This window comes from Paenibacillus sp. MMO-177 (assembly GCF_037147795.1).
Lineage (GTDB): Bacteria > Bacillota > Bacilli > Paenibacillales > Paenibacillaceae > Pristimantibacillus.
In genome coordinates, this window is sequence record NZ_JBBCUR010000002.1 from 903,750 (window position 1) to 926,619 (window position 22,870).

The 22,870-nt window shown below is 51.2% G+C and carries 23 protein-coding genes and 1 pseudogene; 7 read left to right on the plus strand and 17 right to left on the minus strand.

Going from position 1 to position 22,870, the window contains the following annotated elements; all coding sequences use genetic code 11:
- Positions 1–40 precede the first annotated feature (40 nt).
- Positions 41–916 (minus strand): AraC family transcriptional regulator, encoded by an 876-nt coding sequence (locus WFK81_RS09695; RefSeq protein WP_336786205.1) that lies wholly within the window; start codon positions 914–916, stop codon positions 41–43.
- Here WFK81_RS09695 and WFK81_RS09700 point away from each other — a divergent pair.
- Positions 915–1,373: a hypothetical protein gene (locus tag WFK81_RS09700; protein ID WP_336786206.1), complete on the plus strand. Its 459-nt coding sequence runs from the start codon at positions 915–917 to the stop codon at positions 1,371–1,373. The two genes, WFK81_RS09695 and WFK81_RS09700, sit on opposite strands and share 2 nt — an antisense overlap.
- Before the next feature lie 13 nt (positions 1,374–1,386).
- A complete protein-coding gene (locus WFK81_RS09705; RefSeq protein ID WP_336786207.1) occupies positions 1,387–2,214 on the plus strand; it encodes a phytanoyl-CoA dioxygenase family protein in 828 nt (275 codons plus the stop codon).
- Between the two features lie 103 nt (positions 2,215–2,317).
- On the opposite strand, the gene WFK81_RS09710 is transcribed toward WFK81_RS09705, so the two are convergent.
- Positions 2,318–3,559, minus strand: coding sequence for a multidrug effflux MFS transporter (locus tag WFK81_RS09710; protein ID WP_336786208.1), 1,242 nt, complete (start codon positions 3,557–3,559; stop codon positions 2,318–2,320).
- Positions 3,560–4,011: 452 nt separating this feature from the next.
- Between WFK81_RS09710 and WFK81_RS09715 the strand changes: the two genes are divergently transcribed.
- Entirely contained in the window at positions 4,012–4,236 is a 225-nt protein-coding gene (locus tag WFK81_RS09715) for a twin-arginine translocase TatA/TatE family subunit (RefSeq protein ID WP_336786209.1), read from the plus strand.
- Between the two features lie 43 nt (positions 4,237–4,279).
- Here WFK81_RS09715 and WFK81_RS09720 read toward each other — a convergent pair whose 3' ends face one another.
- The 5 genes from WFK81_RS09720 to WFK81_RS09740 all read right to left on the minus strand — a co-directional run bounded on the left by WFK81_RS09720 (position 4,280) and on the right by WFK81_RS09740 (position 10,142).
- Positions 4,280–4,855 (minus strand): manganese efflux pump, encoded by a 576-nt coding sequence (locus WFK81_RS09720; protein WP_336786210.1) that lies wholly within the window; start codon positions 4,853–4,855, stop codon positions 4,280–4,282.
- A 180-nt stretch (positions 4,856–5,035) separates the two neighbouring features.
- Positions 5,036–6,556, minus strand: coding sequence for a glycoside hydrolase family 43 protein (locus WFK81_RS09725; protein ID WP_442956038.1), 1,521 nt, complete (start codon positions 6,554–6,556; stop codon positions 5,036–5,038).
- 34 nt (positions 6,557–6,590) lie between these two features.
- Positions 6,591–8,297, minus strand: a complete 1,707-nt coding sequence (locus WFK81_RS09730) for an ABC transporter substrate-binding protein (protein WP_336786211.1) — start codon at positions 8,295–8,297, stop codon at positions 6,591–6,593.
- Between the two features lie 70 nt (positions 8,298–8,367).
- The gene (locus tag WFK81_RS09735) at positions 8,368–9,264 is read right to left on the minus strand and encodes a carbohydrate ABC transporter permease (RefSeq protein ID WP_336786212.1); all 897 of its coding nucleotides are present in this window, start codon (positions 9,262–9,264) and stop codon (positions 8,368–8,370) included.
- Between the two features lie 14 nt (positions 9,265–9,278).
- The gene (locus WFK81_RS09740) at positions 9,279–10,142 is read right to left on the minus strand and encodes an ABC transporter permease (protein ID WP_336786462.1); all 864 of its coding nucleotides are present in this window, start codon (positions 10,140–10,142) and stop codon (positions 9,279–9,281) included.
- Between the two features lie 195 nt (positions 10,143–10,337).
- Here WFK81_RS09740 and WFK81_RS09745 point away from each other — a divergent pair, with 195 nt between their 5' ends.
- Both WFK81_RS09745 and WFK81_RS09750 read left to right on the plus strand, forming a co-directional pair.
- A complete protein-coding gene (locus tag WFK81_RS09745; RefSeq protein ID WP_336786213.1) occupies positions 10,338–11,204 on the plus strand; it encodes a helix-turn-helix domain-containing protein in 867 nt (288 codons plus the stop codon).
- 89 nt (positions 11,205–11,293) lie between these two features.
- Positions 11,294–11,374 (plus strand): annotated as a pseudogene (locus WFK81_RS09750) (TetR-like C-terminal domain-containing protein); the annotation flags it as partial.
- 16 nt (positions 11,375–11,390) lie between these two features.
- Here WFK81_RS09750 and mraY read toward each other — a convergent pair.
- From mraY to WFK81_RS09775, 5 genes are all read right to left on the minus strand, one after another.
- Positions 11,391–12,344 carry a phospho-N-acetylmuramoyl-pentapeptide-transferase gene (mraY, locus tag WFK81_RS09755; RefSeq protein WP_336786214.1) on the minus strand — a complete coding sequence of 318 codons (954 nt, stop codon included), beginning with the start codon at positions 12,342–12,344 and terminating at the stop codon, positions 11,391–11,393.
- Positions 12,345–12,512: 168 nt separating this feature from the next.
- The gene (locus tag WFK81_RS09760) at positions 12,513–12,989 is read right to left on the minus strand and encodes a hypothetical protein (protein ID WP_015845308.1); all 477 of its coding nucleotides are present in this window, start codon (positions 12,987–12,989) and stop codon (positions 12,513–12,515) included.
- Positions 12,986–14,239, minus strand: coding sequence for a DNA polymerase IV (locus WFK81_RS09765; protein ID WP_336786215.1), 1,254 nt, complete (start codon positions 14,237–14,239; stop codon positions 12,986–12,988). Before WFK81_RS09765 ends, WFK81_RS09760 begins: the two co-directional genes overlap by 4 nt.
- 187 nt (positions 14,240–14,426) lie before the next feature.
- The gene (locus WFK81_RS09770) at positions 14,427–14,555 is read right to left on the minus strand and encodes a hypothetical protein (RefSeq protein WP_336786216.1); all 129 of its coding nucleotides are present in this window, start codon (positions 14,553–14,555) and stop codon (positions 14,427–14,429) included.
- A gap of 60 nt (positions 14,556–14,615) precedes the next feature.
- Positions 14,616–15,710, minus strand: coding sequence for a DUF2515 family protein (locus tag WFK81_RS09775; protein WP_336786217.1), 1,095 nt, complete (start codon positions 15,708–15,710; stop codon positions 14,616–14,618).
- A gap of 157 nt (positions 15,711–15,867) precedes the next feature.
- On the opposite strand from WFK81_RS09775, the gene WFK81_RS09780 reads away from it, so the two are divergent.
- Complete coding sequence (locus WFK81_RS09780; RefSeq protein WP_336786218.1) at positions 15,868–16,566, plus strand: SOS response-associated peptidase; 699 nt, start codon at positions 15,868–15,870, stop codon at positions 16,564–16,566.
- 262 nt (positions 16,567–16,828) lie between these two features.
- On the opposite strand, the gene WFK81_RS09785 is transcribed toward WFK81_RS09780, so the two are convergent.
- The 5 genes from WFK81_RS09785 to WFK81_RS09805 all read right to left on the minus strand — a co-directional run bounded on the left by WFK81_RS09785 (position 16,829) and on the right by WFK81_RS09805 (position 22,352).
- Positions 16,829–17,116 carry a stage VI sporulation protein F gene (locus WFK81_RS09785; RefSeq protein WP_336786219.1) on the minus strand — a complete coding sequence of 96 codons (288 nt, stop codon included), beginning with the start codon at positions 17,114–17,116 and terminating at the stop codon, positions 16,829–16,831.
- Positions 17,117–17,189: 73 nt separating this feature from the next.
- On the minus strand, positions 17,190–19,244 hold the full coding sequence (gene recG, locus WFK81_RS09790) for an ATP-dependent DNA helicase RecG (RefSeq protein WP_336786220.1): 2,055 nt from the start codon (positions 19,242–19,244) through the stop codon (positions 17,190–17,192).
- Positions 19,245–19,255: 11 nt separating this feature from the next.
- Positions 19,256–20,110, minus strand: a complete 855-nt coding sequence (locus WFK81_RS09795; RefSeq protein ID WP_336786221.1) for a DegV family protein — start codon at positions 20,108–20,110, stop codon at positions 19,256–19,258.
- Positions 20,111–20,134: 24 nt separating this feature from the next.
- On the minus strand, positions 20,135–21,934 hold the full coding sequence (locus tag WFK81_RS09800; protein WP_336786222.1) for a DAK2 domain-containing protein: 1,800 nt from the start codon (positions 21,932–21,934) through the stop codon (positions 20,135–20,137).
- A 58-nt stretch (positions 21,935–21,992) separates the two neighbouring features.
- Positions 21,993–22,352, minus strand: coding sequence for an Asp23/Gls24 family envelope stress response protein (locus WFK81_RS09805; protein ID WP_015845316.1), 360 nt, complete (start codon positions 22,350–22,352; stop codon positions 21,993–21,995).
- Positions 22,353–22,652: 300 nt separating this feature from the next.
- Here WFK81_RS09805 and rpmB point away from each other — a divergent pair, with 300 nt between their 5' ends.
- The gene (gene rpmB, locus WFK81_RS09810; protein ID WP_015845317.1) at positions 22,653–22,841 is read left to right on the plus strand and encodes a 50S ribosomal protein L28; all 189 of its coding nucleotides are present in this window, start codon (positions 22,653–22,655) and stop codon (positions 22,839–22,841) included.
- Positions 22,842–22,870: the final 29 nt, after the last annotated feature.

Consider the following 22,870-nt stretch of genomic DNA (forward strand, 5'->3'; position numbering starts at 1 on the left):
ACCGGTCGGTGGGGCTTTTTTTGCAAGGTTGTACGCATTATTATTGTTCGCTCCGATACTGCCCCGGCGGCAGCCCCGTTTTCTTACGGAAACTCTTGGAGAAGTGATGAACATCCGCAAATCCGCAATATGCGGCAATTTGTTCCTGGGACAGATCGGTCGTTCGCAGCAATTCGCGGGCATGGCTGATGCGCATGTCAAGCAGGTACTGATGCGGCGTAACGCCATATTGCTCTTTGAACACCGCATTAAATCTTGAAGGGGACAGGTTTGCCCTTTTGGCCATGTCTTCAATGCGGACGTCCTGGTCAATATGCAGGGAAAAGTAGGAAGTAATCCAATTAAGCGTTTGCTGCGAGATGCTCTGCGACGGCCGTTCTGCCAAGTAATCCTCCAGGAGCAGAATCGACAATTCCATCATGCCAGCCTGCGCGCGAAGCTGCATGATCGGGTCGCGGTACTGCCAGTACTCTACGACCCGCAGGAAAGTATCGCGAAATTTCGAACGGTTACGAAGGTTAAGCCTGCATGGGATATCAAGTCCCAGCAAGTCGTCAAGCCGGGGTTGAAGCAAATGCAAATAAGCGGTTAAAACCGTCTGACCCGCCTTCGTAGGAAAGCTTTTCTCCCTCTTGGGATTATAGAACAGATCAAAGTGCGCAAACGGAGTTACCGTATTGCTGAGGCCTTCAAGAGCCGTCAAGCTGTTTGGCTGGATCAGGCAAAATTCTCCCTGCTCGAACAGATAAGGTTTGCCGTCCACCCAAAACCGGCAGCGTCCGTTCTGAATATATACCAGCAAATAATCGAGCAGCCGTCTTTCCGGCATGGACCATGGGGTACGGATTGCAAAATCGGATTCGCGGATAAAAGGCACAACGGGATGATTTGTTATAAATTCGGCAAGCTTGTTCATGAATGACCCCTTAAGCGAAGAAATTGTAGCTCAATTATATCAGATGCGGCGCAAGTATTCTCAGTTGTTTTTGACAAAAAAACCAACCGGTTTTACAAAGAAATTCCCTATTTCCTGCGATACAATGAGAGCGAAATTGACAATCAGAAAGGAGTGGGTACGATCACTTACCGTAAAGCCAATGACGGCTCTTCCTCTGCTCCGCGCATGGAAATTCATCAGGCAAACACACCGGGGTCGCATTACGCAGGATCTGATCCGGACAACCGGGTATATCCAGGCCATCCCCCAATTCGCTCTTACGATTGATTTATCTCATTACGTTCTGGCTGGTGAGTTATCCGCTTTCGATCAGCCCAGCCTTACTTTGATCGTTGCAGCGAACGGCTGTTTAAACGGATCGCAGACAATCTGTGGCAGGAAGTCAAACAGGAACAAGCAACAAAAAAAACTTTAAGGAGGAAATGCAAATGAAGAACGAAGTATCGTACACGCTGGACTCGGAATATGCACTGACCGCGGAACAAATCGCAAGTTATCAGGAGGACGGCCATATCTATCTCAAGAACGTGGCCACGCAGGAAGAAATCGCGGAATATGAGCCGATCATTACGGAATGGGTACAAAAATTGAATTATCATGACAAGCCGGTATCGGAACGCGATACTTACGGAAAAGCTTTCATCCAGGTCGGCAATCTGTGGGAAAAAAGCGAAGCTTGCAGCCTGTTCTCGCTGGCCAAACGTTTCGGCCAAATCGCAGCGGAACTGATGGGCGTGGACGGCGTTCGCATGTACCATGACCAGGCTTTGTTCAAAGAACCTGGCGGCGGCCATACGCCATGGCATCAGGATCAAATCTACTGGCCGTTTGATACGAGCAATACGATTACGATGTGGATGCCTCTGGTGCCGATTCCGCAAGAGGTGGGCACCATGACATTCGCATCCGGCACCCACACACTCGGTTATGTAAGCAAGCAGGAAATTTCCGACGAATCGCATAAAACGCTGGGTCAATATATTGAAGGCAAGCAAATCCCCACGGTTAACTACGGCGCGATGTCCGCGGGCGACGCCACCTTCCATGCAGGCTGGACGATGCACTGCGCCCCGGGCAATCCGACCGACAGCATGCGAAAAGTCATGACGGTCATCTATGTCGCGGACGGTACCCGCATCGCAACTCCGGACAGCAAGCCCAGGGAGAACGATCTGCGCAACTGGCTGCCTGGCTGCAAGCCCGGCGATCTCGCCGCCAGTCCGCTGAACCCGCTTATTTATAGCAATAAAATCTGACAATCGATCGGTTGGATAGAAGGATAGACGGCTTACCTGGACCAATGAAATCCGGTATCAAAACAAGGCGGATGCCCCCGTAGGAGGCATCCGCCTTTAGCTTTTAAACGACTTTTTGTCCATAAGATTCATTATTCATTTTCCGAATTGTTTCACTCGTCCCTCTTCTTACGAGCAGGAAGTAAGCGAGCATGGCCGCAATGCTTGTGATTAAAATAATAATCCCAAGCGGAACAGCCGTATCTTCCCCGGCGATGCCAACAAGCGGGGCAACAACCGCGCCAAGCAGGAATGGAATAACGCCAAGCAGCGCAGCCGCGCTGCCCGCCTGATTAGCCTGACTTTCCATGGCAAGCGGGAATGCTGCCGTTGAGGTAATGCCAATCGAGGCAACAAAGATAAACAGCGGAATAACAAGCGTAAACAGCGGACCTTGAACAAGCGTTACCACTACAACGATGATGCTTGCCAACAAGGCAAGGCAAAGACCAAATAACAACAAGCTGCGTTCAGATACGCGATGCGCGAGACGTCCGACAATTTGGGAGCCGATGATCAGGCTGACCCCGTTAGAGCCGAACAGAAGGGCAAATACGGTCGGCGATACTCCGTAAATATTTTGATAAATAAACGGCGTTCCCGATACATAAGCGAACACCCCCGCGATCATAATGCCTTGTGCCAGCATGTAGCCGACAAACTGGCGATCCCTTAACAGCGAACCGTAGTTGCGCAGCTGCTGCCCGAAATTCGAAGGGCTGCGTCGGTCGACCGGCAGCGTTTCTTTGAGGCTCCATTTTGTCACGGAAAGCAGGTAGATGCCAAGCAGCGCAAGGAAGATAAAGACGCCAATCCAGGAGGTAACCGACAACACTCCGCTTCCGGCAACGGGTGCCACGAGAGGTCCCAAATTACCTACGAGCAAGAGCAGCGAGAAGAATCGGGTAAGCTCGTGACCGCTGTACAGATCGCGAACGATCGCGCGGGAAATAACAATGCCGGCCGAAGCGGCAACGCCTTGAATAAAGCGGAATAGGATCAAAAGAACGATATTCGGCGCGAATGCGCAAGCGAGTGAGGACGCCACGTAAAAGGCCATCGAGATAAGCAGCGGAATACGTCTGCCATAGACATCGCTTAGCGAGCCCATCACAAGCTGGCCGATGCCAAGTCCCAGCAAGCAGGCGGTGAGACTGAACTGAACAAGTGAAGCCGACGAGCCAAGTTGCTCCACGATTTCAGGGAACGCCGGCAGATACATATCAATCGTAAACGGACCTAGCGTCGAAAATAACCCGAGCAGCAAGGCTTGACGAATGAAATTCGATTTTTTGTTTGCATTCATTGCGAGTAAGAATCTCCTATCTCCCTAATGTCTTTTTTTCTCTAACCGTAACAAATGTGATTATACAACCCGGAGTTCACTCCAAGTCAAGAAAAATAAAAGTAAAAAGCAAAGTGTTTAAGCAGCACACGGGGCACAGCCCTAGCGATTATAAGAATCTTAGCTAGCAATAACGACAAAGCCGCCGGTTTAATTAACCAGCGGCTTTTTTAAGGCTGAATCGGCCAAGAAGCTTTTCGATGCCTATACGGCAGCCATGATTGGAGCAATCGTCATGTGGAAATTCGAGAATGGTCAATTTAATATTGCCAACAAAATTGAGTCCATATTCGATACGATTTTTAGTTAACTCACTGCATGGAATAAAGCAAGAAGCTTCCCCGCTGCTTTCTATTAGGAGAAGTTGCGTTTATAATAAGTATAGCGTTTACATTATTTTAGGAGGGTCATTGATGGCTGACATCGGAATGCCCGGCTTTATTCTTCTTATTATAGTTGCATTACTGCTATTCGGACCCAAAAAGCTCCCCGAGCTTGGGCGTGCGCTTGGCCGCACCGTTCGGGAGTTTAAATCCGGCATGCATGGCCTGATGAATGAGGACGAACCAAATACGAAAAAGAACGCAGCAGACTACGAAACTGACCGTCCCAACTCCAAACAGCAACTTCCGGAATGACGGAAGCTGCTGTTTTCTTGTTCAACATAATTGGTCTAATGGCTTAGTTGACAATCTCATAAATACCTATGCAAATTAAGATAACTCCACCGATTACATTGGAATACCTCCCAAGCACGGTATTGGATATTTGTTGCCCGAGATGCGAACCCAATGCAATGGTAATAATCGAGAACGCTCCTACCGAAATCGTTGTTCCCCATGCCGAGACGCCGGTAGCTCCCGCGCCTAATCCGCTGGCAATGCAATTTATCGAAAGAGCAAAACCAAGAGTCCATGTTTCCTTCCACGTTATGATGATATCTCCGTCATGGTCTGCTTTATATGATTTTTGCAGCTTCGCAGGATCAATAGATGCTTTTTTTCTATTAACTCCCGTCAGTGACTTGATTATCGCCCACAGGCCAATGGCCATAATCATGCCGCCGCCAATGGCATTCGCAAAGGTTGGCGACGTATACGTTGCAATGAAATGACCGCATGTTATTGAGATGTAAGCAGATAGCGTTGATAAAGCAGCAATAAGCAAGTTAGAACGAATAGGAATTTTTATACTCCGGGTGCCAAAGGAAAAGCCGATTCCCAAATTGTCAAGATTAGACGCAAGACCGATTCCCAAAATACTAAGCCAATGCAATTTTCTCCCCGTCTCCCCTCTTGCCGACAATAATTAATGATATGCCGGCTTTTCTTTATGGGTTCCTGCCTAGAGCTGGCCGCGGGTAGAGCCGTTCCTCTAAAAAAAGCCCGCTTGCATTACTTGCAAGCGGGCTTGTCGTTTGGAAAATTCAAATAATAGTTACTCGAAAGCCTGGTAATCAAACCAGTCGAAATAAGCCGGAGCGCTGGATCTTGCACCATTGCCTGTCGCATACATCGCAATAAATACGCCGGTGAAACCGCCGGCTACCTCCGTGGCCAGCATTCTGCATTCTCCTTGTCCAAACGGGGTTGGCTCTTCTTCCTCGTTTCTTGCAAAGCCAAAAACGTAATTGGCTTTGTCGGCATATACGCTAAGTACAATCGTGTCAGCCGACCACGGCATCTCGCTTTCTACCTTCCAGAGCGTGCCAAGCCTTCGGCGGAAAATCAGCTTGCGCGCGCCTGCTATTTGCGTGACCGCAATCTCGTAATGGAAGCGTTCGTTCATATACACGGCGATACCCGCTTCTTCCCCATCCCGCTTTGGTGCAAAAGCTAGATGAGTACTTGCCCGGAAGGTAAAATGCTGCTGTCTCCGCCCGACAAAAGACGGAATTCCCGTTTCGTCCAAGGTATCCCCCGAGCCGTATAACGTTAGGCTGCCTTTCTTCCCGGAAAGCGACCAGTTTCTTGGATCCGGCAAGCGAAGGAAATTCCAGCATGGGGCAAGCGACGCGTCTTCAAAGTCGTCTCTTGCCGCAGGCTCCGTCTTGGACTGCAGTGGAAGATTGCCCGCTGGCATGACTGCACCGATCATTCCGTTCTCTCCAATGACAGGCCATGCATCTTCCGTCCATGTAACGGGAGCCAGGAAGGTCTCCCGGCCCAGATAATGATGATTGGGATAACCGGCAGGACGGATGCCAAGGAACACCGCCCACCAGCTTCCATCCGGTGCTTGAATCAGGTCAGCATGCCCCGTCGCCTGAATGGGATTCAGCAGGCTGCGATGGGATAAGATCGGATTATGCGGACAACTTTCGAATGGGCCGTCCGGCTTCCGGCTTCTCGCAATCGTCACCATATGACCGTACTCCGTTCCGCCCTCGGAGATCATCAGATAGTACCATTCGCCAATCCGGTATAGATGCGGTGCTTCCGGATATTGTCCGCCGGTGCCTTTCCATATCAAGCTTATATCCGACAAGCGTTCTCCTGTTGCTATATCGATTCGGCTCTGGTAAGCGCCTTGCCCCTTGGCATCATGGGAAGTCGTATAATAGACGGTGCCGTCCTCGTCGAAAAACAAATCAGGGTCAATACCCGGCTGGTCCACAAAGACGGGATCTGACCACTTTCCTCTCGGGTCGTCTGTGTGGACGTAGAAATTGCCTCCGCCGGACACATTGGTCGTAGTCATGAAGAACGTTCCGTTATTATAGCGTATGGTTGGCGCATAAATTCCGCCCGAGCTTCCGGCTTTGCTTAAATCCAGTTGTTCCGTACGCGTTAGAACATGTCCAATCTGCTCCCAATTGACAAGATCCCTGCTGTGAAATAAGGGAACGCCCGGAAAATATTCAAACGAGCTTGTCACCAAATAATAATCTTCTCCCGCCCGGCAGACGCTGGGATCTGGATGAAACCCGCTAATAACGGGATTGCAGTATGACTTCACTATTTCTCTCTCCTAGGTCGATTTCAATTAAGGTCTATTCATTCCACAGCTTAACGCGGTCCTGAACATACTTCGTAAAGCCTTTTTCCATTTTCTCGACACCTGCATCCAGCAATGCCTTCTGGTAGTTGTCCCACAATTTATCGAAGTCTTCCGGCTTCGCCATGATCATTTGCGGAATCTGCTTCCAAGTGATGTCTTTCATTTTATTGGCGAGGATGGTCACTTCATCGTCACCTGGTACCGCTATATTCCAAGCGGCTCCCCATGCTTTGACCGGGAACTCTTCCTCTTTCGGGAACAGGTCTTTCCAGGTTGTAGCGTTATAAGCCTTGAGCGTTTCCTTATCGGCGCTTGTATACGTGCTCACGATTTGCTCCGGGAAATTTTTCGTATAATAATTGCCCGTGGAATCCTTGACGCCATCACCGTAATGCGCGCCAATATTGGAATAGAAGCCAATGCCGGATTCTTGACTAAAAGCCGTATTATCGTTAATGATGCGCTTCTGAACATCTTCCGGAACTACGCGTTTACCATCCTGGATCGTATAATGCTTGCCTTCAATCCCCCAGTTGTTAAGTACCTGGGCTTGCTCCGATGCCAGATAATCCAGGAATTTAATCGCCCTTACCGGATCTTTGCAGGATGTTGTAATGCCTACTCCCCAGCCTGCCATAAAGCCCGTGGACTGGAAGCGGTTATCTTTATAAGCGTCCGACAACATAACCGAGTAATGCCCGTAGGTTTGGTCAAGCTTGTTGTCAGCTTTCAGTGCTTTTTCGCCGTCCGCATAACCCCAATCCGCGTCGATCAAACCGATTACCCGACCGGAGGCAATCTTCGCCAAGTACTGGTCATTCTTCTCCACGAAGCTTTCTTTATCCAGCAGCCCGATGTTATACATATGGTTTAGCCACTGAAAATACTCTTTCTCGCCTTTCGTACGGTAATGATAGGTAGCTTCATTCGTTTTCGGATCAATATAATACTCGCCGTCGCCCGATTTGCCAGTCGTTTCGGCTGCCGGGTTGGTTACGGTAATATACGTATGCCAGTCATCCCCGTTAAGGGTAAGTCCAATGTTCTTATTCCCGTTTTCATCCGTCGGGTGCTTCTCCAAATAGGATTTGATTATATTCTCGTAATCCTGCAGGGTCTTGATCTGCGGGTAACCCGCTTCCTTCACCGCGCGGTGCTGCAGCTCGAATCCGCCTCCCGCTACGAACGTTTTGCCGTCAACAGCCGAATAGGTCGGAATCACGTAGATGGACGGATCGTCGTTGCTGTAGCGCAAACGATTAATTTGATCGCCAAACAGCTTCTTCAGATTTGGGGCGTACTTCTCGATCAAATCCGTCAGATCAATCATGGCTCCCGCATCGACCAATTTGTTCAAATCCCCTTTGGGGCTGATAAGATCGGGATAATCCCCGCTGGTCGCGATAAGGGCTACCTTCTGTGCAGGATCGCCAACCGCAAACTCGGCATCAAGGGTAACGCCTGTCTGCTTTGTAATTTCTTTGCCTACATCATCCTGCATATTCCTCCAATTCGGATTGCCATCCTCGCTGAAGAACGAGAAGGTAACCGGGGAGGTCTCATTTCCCTGCTCCTTGCCTGTGTTATCGCTTACAACATTGCCATTGCCGTTATTTCCATTTCCCGCACATCCGGCCAACACACCTGCCGCGAGCGTAAAGACCATGCCCAGCTTCGAGATTTCCGCTGCTTTTACCATCCGTATACCCCCATTTTAGATTCGTATATTGTATAAACAGGCTACCCTGCCGATACCGTGGTTAGATGAATCAGCTTTTCACCGCGCCAAGCGTCATGCCCGTAACGAAATACCGCTGCAGAAACGGGTATACCAGTAGAATCGGGACCGTAACAATGATCGTGATCGCCATCTTGACCGATTCCGGAGAAATTTTATTCATCACTTGATTCATGCTCGTCCCATTAACCTCCTGACCGTTGCTGCCCACCTGGGTGCTCTGCAGCACTTTCATTAGCTCGAACTGCAGCGTGGTCAAATGCTCCTTCGAGCCATTGTACAAATACGTATCAAACCAGGAATTCCATTGGCCAACCGCCAGGAACAACGCAACCGTTGCCAGTGCCGGCATCAATAACGGGAGAATGACGCGCCAGTAAATCGTAAAATCGTTAGCTCCGTCCAGCTTGGCCGATTCCTGAAGGGCATACGGCAGCCCGTCGATAAACGAACGGATGATAAATACATTGAATGCGCTTACGATTCCGGGCAGCACATACACCCAGAACGTTCCGATAAGATGCATATCGCGCATCAGGAGGTAAAAAGGGATCAGCCCGCCCGATACGTACATCGTCAGCGCCAGGAACATGGATAAAAATTTACGTCCGTCGAAATCCGCCCGGCTTAGCACGTAAGCCAGCATGGAGGAACTGATAAGCCCCAATACCGTTCCGGCCAATGTCCGCAGCACCGAAATTTTGAGCCCGGTAAGCAGCCCTGCGAACGAGAAAATGAGCGAATAATTGTCAAACGTCAGGTGCCGGGGAAAAACCGTAATGCCTCCCCTTACCGTGTCGGTTGAATCATTAAGGGATATAGCCAGCACATTCAGGAACGGATAAAGGGTACAGACGGCTACCAGCGAAATAACGAGGTAAACGATCACGTCAAAGAGCCGATCCGTCAGTGGGATACGAACGTTCACTATTCAAGCCCTCCTTACATAATGCTTTCCTTGGTCATTTTCTTAAAAATGCCGTTCGCGACGAATAGCAGAATAAGGCTGACAACTGAGTTAAAGATGTTAATCGCTGTTCCGAAGGAATACCTCCCCATTCCCAGGCCGTAATTAAGGGCGTACAGATCGAGCACCTCCGATTTGTCTTTTACCAGATTGTTGCCAAGGAGAAACTGCTTCTCGAAGCCGATGCTTATCAGATGTCCGATCGACATGATCAGCAAAATAATAATCGTGGAACGAATACCCGGCATCGTAATATGCCAGATTTGCCGTATTCGGCTTGCTCCGTCAACGCGCGCTGCTTCATAGAGTTCCGGCCCGATACCCGCGATAGCGGCCAGATAGATAATAGCGTTCCAGCCGGTTTCTTTCCAAATATCCGCGCTTGTCACCACGTACCAGAACAAATTTTCCTTCGCCATGAATGGAATCGGCTCGTTAATGAGATGCAGATTAACCAAAAGCTGGTTAACTACCCCGTTCTCCGATGAGAGCATTTTGGTAACAATGCCCGCAACAACCACCCATGAGACAAAGTGCGGCAGATAGGAAACCGTCTGTACGAAGCGTTTCAGAAACGAAATGCGGACCTCGTTCAAAAGAACGGCGAAGAGAATAGGAATCGTAAAGCTTGCAATGAGCCCCATAAAACTCATCGCTAGGGTGTTTCGCAGCGCATTAAAGAATTGATCGTCCTGAAACAACATCCGGAAGTTATCAAAGCCGACCCACTTCTGGTCGAAGAAGGATTTGCCTACTCGAAATTGCTGAAACGCCATCGTCCAGCCCCATAGCGGTAAATAGCTAAATAAAAAAACAAAAATGACAAATGGGACCGACATGTAATAAAGATATCGCTGTCGGACGATGCGCTGCCAAATGCTTACGACGGACAAATCTGTACCACTCCTCTGCGTTTTCTTGTTTCCTCTAGCATTATAATGGAGCAAAATAGTCCTAATCCTTGATTTTAAGGTCTAAAAATAGCATGATTAGGACATCAGATTGTTTGCGACAGGTTTTAAGAAGGGAGTCTTATGAGAAGCGTCCATTTGAATTGGTTTACCTCCGACGAGCAATTTCTGTTCTATATCGGGTATGGCGGACATGACGAGGACATGTATCTTCATGATCATGTGGATTTTTCCGAGCTTGTTATCGTTTTGAACGGGAATGCCACTCATATCGTAAATACTGATGCATCGTTTATTAAGAAGGGGGATGTCTTTGTTATTGACGGCGCTACCTCTCATGCCTACAAGGACCCCCATGATTTCCGAATCTGCAACATCATGTACCGTCCGGACATCCTTACATCCGCCGGCCCTGACCTGAGAACGTCTATCGGCTACCAGGCGCTTTTTGTTTTGGAACCGTTTTATCGGAATATCCAGTCCTTCAGCAGCAAGCTCAGCTTGCCGATCCCGGGCCTGGCATACGTCTCCTCCCTCGTCGATTTCATGATCGAGGAGTATGCGGGCAAGCTTCAAGGCTATCAGACTATGCTGCGGTCACGGTTCATGGAGCTTGTCGTTTACTTGTCAAGACAATATCAGAACCAGGATCGGCAAGGAATTCAAAGTCATTTGATGCATTTGGCCAATGCCATCTCCTTTATGGAGGACCACTATCTTGAACCGCTTACGCGCGAGCAGATTGCCGAGAAATCGGATATTTCGGTCAGACACTTAAACCGGATTTTTCAATCCTATTATCAAACAACTCCATTCGCCTATTTGCTGCGACTCCGTCTCGAGCATGCCGGCCATTTGCTTAAGACATCCAATCTCCCTATTACGGAAGTGTCTTATCAAAGCGGCTTTAACGACAGCAACTATTTCACCCGCCAGTTCTCCAAGTTCTACGGCATGTCCCCCAAGGTGTACCGCAAGCAAAAAACATAAAGAAGCATGGACGGATAACGTCCATGCTTCTTTATTTAATAGGTCTTACATGCCCAAAGTGGATCGGAGAATTCTTAAAACGCAGGAATTGGTGGATCAGGAACGGAATGCCCCATCCGCCGGAAGTTATGGCCAAGCAAGTTGGGGTTTTGTTGGAGCGAAGTCTTTAAAATAGATGCTCAAGGTTCATCGCATGTACCTCCATAAAATCCAGCAGATCAAGGCGGATATCCAAGATACGAATCCGAAAATGATGACGATCTTATTTTCGCTCCAGCCATATTTCAAACTGAAATGGTAGTGAATCGGAGCCATCCGGAACAATCTCTTTTTCGTTCTCTTGTAATACCAGACCTGCAGAATGACCGATAGTTGTTCTGCTATATAGACTGAAAATAATATCGGAATAAGAATTTCAACCTTTTCGATAACGGCTAAAAAGGTAAGCGACCCGCCAATTGCAAGCGAGCCGGTATCGCCCATAAAAGCTTTGGCCGGATAAATATTGTATAGGAATAACCCGAGCAGACAGCCAATCATGACTAACGAGAAGGTCTTAATTTCTGTCTTGTCCGAAATCATAAAGAAGAAAAAATAAGTTGGGATGGAGACATTAATCAGCAGCCCGTCCAGTCCATCCGTAAAGTTGATCGCATTGGCGGAGCCGACGATAAACAGCATCATCAGAAGCAAATAGACCCACACCGGCAGGTGAATCGCCAAATCATGAAACAACAGAATATCAGGATTCAAATGAAATTGGTTCAACAGAATATAGAGCAATAGAATCGTAAACGCAAACTGGAATACCAGCTTGGTCTTCCCTGAAATGCCTGAAGGATCTTGAAAGGCTGCCTTCTTCATATCATCCATAAAGCCTACCAGGCTAAACAGAACAAACGTTGCCCCCAGAAAAAGCACGAGCGGACTGGGATGAAAATAGAGCGAGGTAAACACGCCGGTAAGCAGAATGAGTCCAGCCATTAGCGGCGTGCCGCGTTTGGCCTGATGATCCGCCGGCAGCTCAACCCGAATAGGCTGAAGCAGCTTCAGGCTGCGCAGTCCCCATATCAAGACAGGAGTAAACACCGTCACAATGACAAATGAAATGCTTAATGCAACAAGTAACGAAGTATCCACCGCAGTCCCTCTCCCTTAACCGCTTACGCATGCATCCAATCCATGCTTATCCAATATTTTACTGGAACATCATTCCATCTGCAATGACTCGTCAATGATAATTGCATTATATATCTTCCAAAACAAAAAACACCGCGCTGTGTACCAGCGGTCGGTGCTTTAGAAGGTTTACTTAAACATGGTGGAGATATATTTGGCGATGCGGACGCTGATCTCGGCTCGGGCCGCGTCGCGGATCATGGAGAAGCGGTCCTCGTAGCCGCGGCAGACGAACTTGTAATGAATGGCTCCATGCTCGCTGTCGCTCTCCTCGAGGAAGACCCGGATATTGCGCTCCTTAAGCGCTTTGCGAACAGCGGTCAGATCCGTGTGAATATGCCCCATTAAGACGCGCGAGGCTTTCATGTACAGCTGCTTCATGGAGTAGAAGGACAGCTCGATGTCCTTGCAATTCTTATCAACGATCGTCAGCATCATGGGGAGCAGCACGTAATCGCGGATAAGCTCAAGCTCCTCTTTGCTTGGAACGGGGACAGGTCCGGAGGCTTTGGGCGGCTCGCGCCGTTCTAGATATTGCTCCCGGTGCTCAGGCAGCATCATGCGGCTGGATTCCCAGCGGCCGTTTCCTTCCAGTTTCTTGCTCATTTGTAGTGTCCTCCAATTTTGACGCTGCGCTCACGGGCCTGGGCTGATTCGAGCAGCGAAGACGCCCGGAGAATCGAGGTCGTTCCGAATTTATGGCGGATCGCGTCCGTGACGCGATCCAGCTTCCTTTCCTTCTCCCTGTTCCCGAACAGGGTAAGCTGATATTGGTCGTCAGGCACCAGCTTCGATAAGGTCACGCCAAGCTTGCGGACGGGAAGCCGGTCCCAATGGGCATAAAACAACGTGCGGGCCGCAGCAAATACTTCCTTCGTAATATTCGTCGGGTCGGGTACCGTCATCTGGCGGAAAAAACCGGTCGGGCGGTCGAAATCCGCGCCTTGCGCGCCTGCTGCAATCACGCTGCCCATATAACCCTTGGCGCGGCTGCGGCGGCATACCTCCTCGCTTAATTCCAGCAGAACAACGTCAATCTCTTGGGGCTTGCTGTAATCCCGGGGAAGCGTCATCTGATGGCCGACGGCTTGCTGCGCGTCATGGGTGCTTGGCTTGACCGGGCTCGGGTCAATGCCGTTTGCCGTCTGCCAGAAAAGCTCTGCCTGAATATCGCTGTTGCGGCCCATCCGCGCCTGCAGCCTGCGCTTGAATTCCGGCAAGGGAAGACAGCCGAGGTCGCCAATCGTTGTAATCCCCATCCGCTGGAAATGCGCGGTCATCCGCGAGCCCACGCCAAACATTTTGCTCACGGGCAACGGCCATAATAAAGATTCCACCTCTGATTTCGGGAGCGTGAACTGGCCGGTATCGTTCTTTTTCGCCCAAATATCGGTGGCCATCTTGGCGAGAATCTTGTTGGAGCTGATGCCTACCCGGGCCCATACGCCGGTGTAGAGCATAATCTTGGTCTGGATCTGCGTTGCAATCTCTTCCGGCGAGCCGAAATAAGACAAGGAGCCGGTAACGTCCAGGAATTGCTCGTCGATGGAGAAGGGCTCCACCAGATCGGTAAACGAACGAAAAATGTCGGTAATCATTAGCGAGACATCGATATAAGCTTGCATCCGCGGTCTGATAATGACGAGCTGCGGACATTTGCCGAGCGCCTCGCCAAGGGTCTCGGCGGTCGTCACGCCGTACTGCTTCGCAAGCGGACAAGCTGCCAGAATAATGCCCGAACGCCTCGAAGGATCGCCGGCAACAACAACCGGATCATTCTTATATTCGGGATGCGCGGCCTTCTCGACGGACGCGTAGAACGACTGGCAGTCAATCAGCATAATGACACGTTCCATAATCCCCACTCCAATACAAATACGAAAGTATGTTCGTATATTATTATATACCGAATGTATGTTCGCTATGCAAGGGATATTTAGAGGTAATTTCAAACAGTTGGTCCGGAAGCCAATCATGCCGTTAAGCAGCAAAAAGAAGCCTGATGTCGCTTCCGTAACCTTAGCATCAGGCTTCTTATTGTTTTCAAAGCTGCTCCTCCTGCCTCAGCTGCTGGGCAGCAAGCACGGCGAGCTCGATCTTATTGAGCAGCAGGCCGTATTCATTCGTCAGCTCGAAGCTTCGGGGCAGCTTCAGCTTTCGGAAATACGGCATAATGCCGTCGGCCGAGCCGAACCAGTCTTCCCGCTTCGCCGTCTCGAGCTTCTGGTTGGCTCAGGCATCGCGAAGCTCCGGGCTGTAGACCGGCGCGGCTCCCGGCAGCAGCTTGCCGCCGAGCAAGCGCTCCTTGTACAGCGCGGTTGGCGGCTCCCGGCGTACCCGGGCGAACAGATGCGGGGCGTAGTCCGCCCTTGATCCGGTGTGGCGCCCTTTCGCCGCGAAGGCCAGCGCCCCTTCCCGCACCCGGGGTACCCCAAACAAAACGGCATACAACGACTTGCCGAATTCAATCCGTTCGGACATATCGTCGAAATCCTCCAAGATTAATCCGGCCAGCCGCAGCTCGCCTTCGGTATGGTAAGGGAACATCACCGCGTTCAGCTGCAGCAGCGACTGCATGCCGAAGAAGAAGGTATCGATCACGTTTTTGCGGAAGTAATCGTCCCGCACGACCCGCTGCTCAATGAAATGCTGCTCGTTCACAATAAGCGCAACCGTCAGCGGCACGGAATCGCGCCGTCGCCAGAACTGCTCCCATACCGGCTTCATGAACCGCGTTACCCCGAAAGCCGGAAGCAGATGAAACAACGGACGTTGCGCGCGGACGCTTTCCTCGTAAAGCAGCAGCTGCGGATAGGCATCGCCGAAAATAAACGTATTCGCATGCTCCAGCAGCAAAAAGACGGACTGGCGTTTATCGCCCGGGAGCAGCTGCGGCAGCCATTCGCCGGCCAGATCCGTCATATTCCATCCGCCGTTGCGGGACACGAGATGGGCCAGCATCGCCCAATGCAGCTCCGGATGGCGTTGATGCATCAGCCGGTAGGCTTCCGTCCGCGTCACGTTATTGCGGTTCAGACGGGAGGTCTCCGCCCGAATCCGTTCCATAATTTTCTCGTCACCGCTCCATGCGCTTGCCGCCGGCTCCGCCTGCTGCTCCTCCAGCTTCCGCCACTCCTCCTCCAGCTCGGCAACCGCATCCTCGGCAAGCTGCAGCGGAGTTGCTTCCGCGAGCATCTCATGCGAAGCCTCCAGGCCCTGCCATTTGCCCACCGCGTAATCCCATGCCGCAGCAGGCAGCGAGAAGAACTGTTTGATTCTGCGAAGCCTTCGTCCGGAGCGGCCGCGCCCTCTTCCCTTGCTTAACATCGACCGCCCTCCTCATGATCCTGGTAACACAAGTATTTGCCGTCAGACCGCCTGTTCATGCATAATAAAAAGCAAAGAACGTACAAGTTGTGTGGAGCTGTGTGTTTGTTTCGCAAAACTCACTTCATTTCCAAAAAACTTTCTGGGAGGACTTGCCATGTGCGGAAGATATACCATCACCGTATCGCTCGAGGAGCTGATGATCCGTTATATGATCGGCGAGACGAAGGTGCCTTACCATCGTCCCAAATATAACGTAGCGCCTGGCCAGCAAGTGCTTGCCATTATTAATGACGGGCAGCGCAATCGGCTCGGCGAGCTGCAGTGGGGACTTATTCCGCCCTGGGCGGACGATCCGAAGATTGGCAATAAAATGCTGAATGCCCGCTCCGAGACAGCCGCCGAGAAGCCGGCCTTCAAGACGCCGCTCCGACGCAAGCGCTGCCTGATCCCGGCAGACGGCTTCTATGAATGGAAAAAGACCGATGGCGGCAAACAGCCGATGCGTATTGTCCGCAAGGACCGCTCCATCTTCAGCATGGCCGGTCTGTACGAGTCGTGGCTTGCGCCGGACGGCACAACAACGGTCAGCACCTGTACCATTATGACAACCTCGCCCAACGAGCTGATGGCCCCGATCCACGACCGTATGCCGGTAATATTGCGCGCGGAGGACGAGCCCTTCTGGCTGGACCGGACCGTGCAGGACCCGCAAGCCTTGCAGCGTCTATTCCTGCCGTATACCGCCGAAGAACTTGAAGCCTATCCGGTATCCTCGGCAGTCGGGAGCGTCAAGAATGACACCGCCGAATGCATTGAACCGGTAACACCCGGAGGCCAGCTTCATCTGTGGTGATTACGGGTAGGACTGTAGAGGGGACCACTTCATTGGATTTCATCCAACGTAAAATGCCGAAGTGGCAGATTACCCGCGCTAGGTTGGATTCACTCCAATAAATATCATCAGGATGAACTTTTTTTCCTCAAATGTCTGAATTATATTGGATGGATTCCAACATAGCTTCAATTACAGGAGCAAAGTGCACCCATCTACTGTATAAACTCCAACGTAGGCAGCAAGTGTCTTCGCCAAACAAAAAAAAGCCGACCGCAAGCGGTCAGCGGAACATCCCCCATAGCTTCAGCAAATGGAAGGTGTTGTTTGGATCTATTTTTTGCGCGAGGACAAAATCGATAATCTGTTCTTCCTGAATATCCGTCAGCGGTTCCTGTAAAATAGAAGTCGCCGATTTCACCAGCTTCCGCACCTTTACCCGGTCCTGCAGATCATACTTCGTGACATTGCCCAGCAACAGCCGCATCCGGTCCTTCACGACCGGATTTTTTAATTTGAATTTGACGCGTTCGACCAATTGCGGCCGAATGCCGTACTTTTGGTAACTCACCAGCCTTACACCTCCATCCGGCATTCCGATGATTCGATCGTTTAACTATATGCCGCAAGAGGGAAGATATTGCTTAGTCGAGCTGTTCCCCTTGAAAAATTTGATCCTTCAGCAGCTGGACACGCGCCCGTTCAAATGCCGGATTCGTCCAAAAATCATCCCGTCCGGCAAGCTCCGCCGCATCGTCGCGGGCAATCTCCAGCATCTCGTAATCCGCCGCCATATCCGCGATCTTGAACTCCGGCAAGCCGCTTTGCTTCGTCCCGAAGAAGTCCCCAGGTCCCCGCAGCTCAAGATCCCGGCGCGACACCTCAAAGCCGTCATTGGTCTCCGTCATCACCTTCATCCGCTCGCGTCCGTTCTCCGACTTCGGATCGGCCACCAGCACGCAGAACGATTGATGCGCCCCGCGCCCGACGCGCCCGCGCAGCTGATGCAGCTGGGAAAGCCCGAACCGCTCCGCATCCATGATAATGATAAGCGTGGCATTCGGAACGTCGACGCCAACCTCAACGACCGTTGTCGCAACTAGCAGCTGCGTCTCGTTCGCGCCAAACGCGCGCATCACTTCATCCTTCTCGGAAGCCGACAGCCGGCCGTGCAGAAGCCCCACCTTCAAATCCGGAAAAGCCTGCTGCATCTGCACGTACAAATCAATCGCGTTTTGCACATCCAGCTTTTCCGATTCCTCGATCAGCGGGCAAATGACATACGCTTGGCGTCCTTCGCCAACCTCGCGCCGGATAAAGCCAAGAACGCGGTCCATCATGTCATGCTTGACCCAATACGTCTTAATCGGCTTCCGGCCGTGCGGGCGCTCCTTGATCGTGGACACATCCATATCCCCGAAGGCCGTAATGGCAAGCGTCCTCGGAATTGGAGTGGCCGTCATCGTCAGCACGTCGGGATTCATCCCTTTGCGGCGCAGAATACTCCGCTGATTCACCCCGAACCGGTGCTGCTCGTCCGTTACAACAAGCCCCAGGCTGCGGAAAAAGACATCGTCTTGAATAAGCGCATGCGTGCCGACCAGAATATCAATCATGCCCATCTGCAGCCCGGCAAGCACGTCGCGGCGCTTCTTCTCGGTCAAGCTGCCCGTCAGGAGAGCGACCTCTATGCCCGTATCCGCAAACAGCTTCTGAAGCGAGCGCAAATGCTGCTCGGCCAGAATCTCCGTCGGCACCATTAGAGCCCCCTGATGCCCGGCTTTGATCGTGCAATACAGCGCTATAGCCGCAACGACCGTTTTGCCGGATCCGACATCCCCTTGCAGCAGGCGGTTCATCGCCGCCGGTTGGCGCATGTCGGCCATAATCTCGTTAACAACCTTCTTCTGGCCGTCCGTCAGCTCGAAAGGAAGCGTAGCCGCAAAGTTGCGAATCGTCTCCCCGTTCACCTGATGAACAATGCCGTCCCCGCGTTTCCGCGTTAAAGAACGGTAAGCCTGCAGCTTCAGTTGAAAAAGAAACAGCTCCTCATAGACCATTCGCCGCCTGGCTTCCAACCCTTCCTTGACCTCACCAGGATCGTGGATCCGCTGTACGGCATCCCGCCTTGCCATAAGCCCGTGGCGTTCCACAAGCTCATGCGGCAGCACTTCCTCGATCATGGAGCCGTACTGAAGGAGTGCCTGCTTGATCGTCTTGCGCATCCAGGCCTGCGTAATCCCTCCGCCCACGGAATAGACCGGTTGAAGCGTGCCTGACTTCACCATGCCGGTAGACTTGTCCGCAAATTCGGATTCCGACACGGTCATCTGCAGGCGCTGCTGCTCCCATTTGCCCGTCAGCATAATTTCTCTGCCCGGGACAAGCTGGCTCTGCAGAAAATGACGGTTGAACCAGACAGCCGTCACCAGCATATGGTTAACCTCGACTTTGCAGGTCAAGCGCGATTTGTTTCTGCCGTACCGCTGCAAAATCCCGTTCCCGCGAATCGTTCCCTGCACCGTCACCTTCTCGCCGTCTTTGATCTCGGCAAGCTCCCGGATGCGGTAATCTTCATATCGAAATGGAAAATAATCCAGCAAATCGGCGACTGTCTGAACGCCAAAGGCGTGAAGCTCTTCTTCCTTCGGAGCGCTCACGCCTTTAATTTGCCGGACCGAATACTGTTCCAGCGTCATTGTTCTCTACCTCACACTCTGCGCATGAACACAGCCATCGTGCCGGGACCCACATGGGTTCCGATTACGGCACCAACGGTTGCGTATTCAACCCCTTGAACGTTGAAGCGAGCCTTGATCAGCTCGAGGAATTCCAAAGCAGCTTCCTTATTCGTGTTCCAGGCGATTGTGACAATAACGGGATCCTGGCCGCAGGCATCGCCAAGCATATCCATAATCCGCGCCATTGCTTTTTTTGTACCGCGCATTTTATCTACGGCATACACCATGCCGTCTTTGTCGAGCGACAGAATCGGCTTAATATTAAGAATAGATCCGATAAGAGCGGAAGCTTTGCCGATCCGTCCTCCTCTTTGCAAATATTCAAGCGTATCCACGAGAAAATACAGCTGGGTTTCCCGCTGCATCCGTTCGATTTCGGCCATAATCGCTTCTTTCGAAGCCCCTTCTCCAGCCATCCTGGCCGCAGCTACAACGCGCATGCCATAGGCGTAAGATGCCGTTTTCGAATCGATAACCGTAATATCCGGATCCCCGTCAATCATCGAGCTGGCGATAACGGCTGACTGGTAAGTCCCGCTGACCGCACCCGACAAGTGAATCGAAATAATGGACGCCCCGGGATCCTCCCGCAAAATGCGTTCGTATACTTCTTGATACTCCATCGGTGATGGCTGGGACGAAGTAGGCATTGCCGGCGATGCCGCTACCTTCTCGAAAAACTGCTCCGTATTAATCGTAACGGCATCATAGTAAGTCTCTTCCCCGAACAGAATTTTCAGCGGAACCATCTCAATGCCAAGCTCTTGCCTCAGCGCGAGTGGAATGTCCGATGCGCTGTCGGTCACGATGCGTATGTTCCCCATACGTCCCCTCCCAACTTATTATGGCTATTCCATAGCGAACAAATAAGGATATAAAGGCTGGCCGCCGGCATGAACCTCAAGCTCGATATCCGGGTATGCCTCTTCGATCCATTCGCATAATTCCGCGGTATCGGATTCTTTCGCATCCTCGCCGGTCAGAATCGTCAGCAGCTCGCCGCCCTCTTCGGCCATAGCCGCCATCAGCAGCTGGCAAGCCTCAAGCAGGGTTGGCTTGGAGGAGACAATCGTCTTCTCCTTAATCCCCATATAGTCGCCTTCTTGAATATCTACGCCGTCGATCGACGTATTCCTTACCGCCTGCGTCACTTGGCCGGATACGACCTGCTCCGCGGCGCTCCTCATCCATGCCGCGTTGCGCTCCGCCGATTCCTCTTCCTTGAAGGCAAGAATCGCGGCCAGGCCCTGCGGAATCGTTTTTGTCGGAATAACGGTCACCTGGCGTCCGCTCAGCTCTGCGGCTTGTTCAGCCGCGAGAATAATGTTGCTGTTGTTAGGCAGCAGATAGATATGCTCTGCCGGCAGCGATTCAATCGCGTTCACGAAATCCTCGGTGCTTGGATTCATGGTTTGCCCCCCGGACAATACGATATCCACCTCGTTGCTGAGGAAAATATTCGCGATGCCTTCGCCAAGCGCAACCGCAACGATGCCAAATGGCGCGAGCTCATGCAGCTGCTCAGGCGCTACCACCTGCGCAGCCGGTCCTGCCAGCAGCTCCGTCGACGAGATGTCGCCGGTCAACGCGTACTCGGGTACCGGCGCAAACGGCTCAGCCGCCGCTTCATGCTCAAGCAGGTCGCGGTGCTGTTCCCGCATATTCAGAATGTGAAAGTCCGTCAGCTCGCCGTAAGCCATTGCAAGGTTTAATACATCGCCAGGCTTGCGGGAGTGGACATGCACTTTGATAATATCGTCGTCGGCAATGACGAGAATCGAATCGCCGTCTTTTTCAAGCGCCTTCTTGAAAGCGTATTCATTAAAAAACGCTGCAGGTTTCCCGCTGATTTTGCGATTAATAAAGAATTCCATATCGTACAGGAACTCGATATCCTCTGTCGCCAGCTTCGATTGCGCGGATGCCGGGGCCGACGGTCTAATAACAGCCGATGCTCTGTTCGCCGCAGCTACTTCTTCCGGTGCCGCCGCTTCGGACGGGAAAGAAAATACCTTCTCCTGAATCGTACCGCTATGCGTCAAATGCTGAACAAAGCCCTCGTAAATAAAGACGAGACCTTGTCCGCCGGAATCAACGACGCCAACCTGCTTTAATACCGGCAGCAGATCCGGCGTGCGCTGAAGCGCTTCATTTGCCTTCGCATGAATCTCTTGCATCAGTTCAACGACATCGCTCGTTCTGCGGGCATACTGAACGGCATGCTTGGCCGCTTCCCTCGCTACCGTAAGAATCGTTCCTTCGACCGGCTTCACGACCGCTTTGTAAGCCATGTCGACGCCGTTTTGGAAGGCGGCGGCAATCTGCAGCGTCCCTGCTTCTTCCAGATTGGAGAGCGATTTGGCAAAGCCGCGGAATAACTGGGACAAAATAACCCCCGAGTTGCCCCTTGCCCCCATCAAAAGTCCTTTGGACAATGCTTCGGCAGCCTTTCCCAAATGGTCGGACGGCTTGTTCCGCAGTTCGCGAACCCCCGAGACAATCGTTAGATTCATGTTCGTACCCGTATCTCCGTCTGGCACCGGAAACACATTTAATGCATTAACCCGGTCTACATTTCTTTCTAAATATTCCGCACCGAGCAGTGCCATGGCGGTAAAATCAGATCCGTTAATGGAGCGCTTACTCAACGACAATTCCCCTTCCTAAAAAGAATTGCAAAAGCAATTCTAACTTCGTAAGCATTGACTACGTAGATACCCTTACGTCTTGAACAAATATATGGACCTGGTCCACTTGAAGACCAATTACATCATTTAGGACGTACTTAACCTTGTTCTGTATATTATGCGCCACTTCGGAAATTTTGGTGCCGTAGCTTACGATAATATGCAATTCGATATGGAGCTGTTCATTCTCCCGGCGCACCTCGACGCCCTTCGACATGTTCTCCCTGCCGAGCAGCTCGGCAATGCCATCCTTAAGCTGTTTGCGGGAAGCCATCCCGACAAGCCCATAACAATCCATGGCTGCAGAGCCTGCAATCACTGCAATGCAGTCATCATTCACAATTATCTGTCCAAGCTCGTTCTTAATCTGCAGTGGTATGGGAATACACTCCTTTACCGTAAATAATATGGACTAAGGATTATTGTACTATAAACCGGTTCATTATAGAAGGGCGCAAGGCAAAAACGATGACAAAATCCATCATTTCATGTACTTTTAAGTTGCTGATACAAAACAATTGTGATACGATAGTCAAGTATGTTTATGTGCAGGCTTGACCCAGTATTTTTTAATACAGCTTGTGCTAACAATGCAGCTAATGGTTCAAAAAGCAAACTCTAAGCGCATGCTTGCAGGAAAGCCCGCTTTCTTGCGGCACAAACTTAAGGAGGTGTACTCATGTCCCGCAAATGTTTCATTACTGGTAAATCGCCTGGTACAGGCAACCATGTATCCCACGCAAACAACAAAAACCGTCGTTCTTGGGGTGTAAACGTGCAAAAGGTTCGCATCTTGGTTGACGGCAAACCGAAACGCGTTTATGTCAGCACACGTGCACTGAAATCCGGCAAAGTAACTCGCGTTTAATTGACGGATTCCAACCGAGCGGTCTAGCG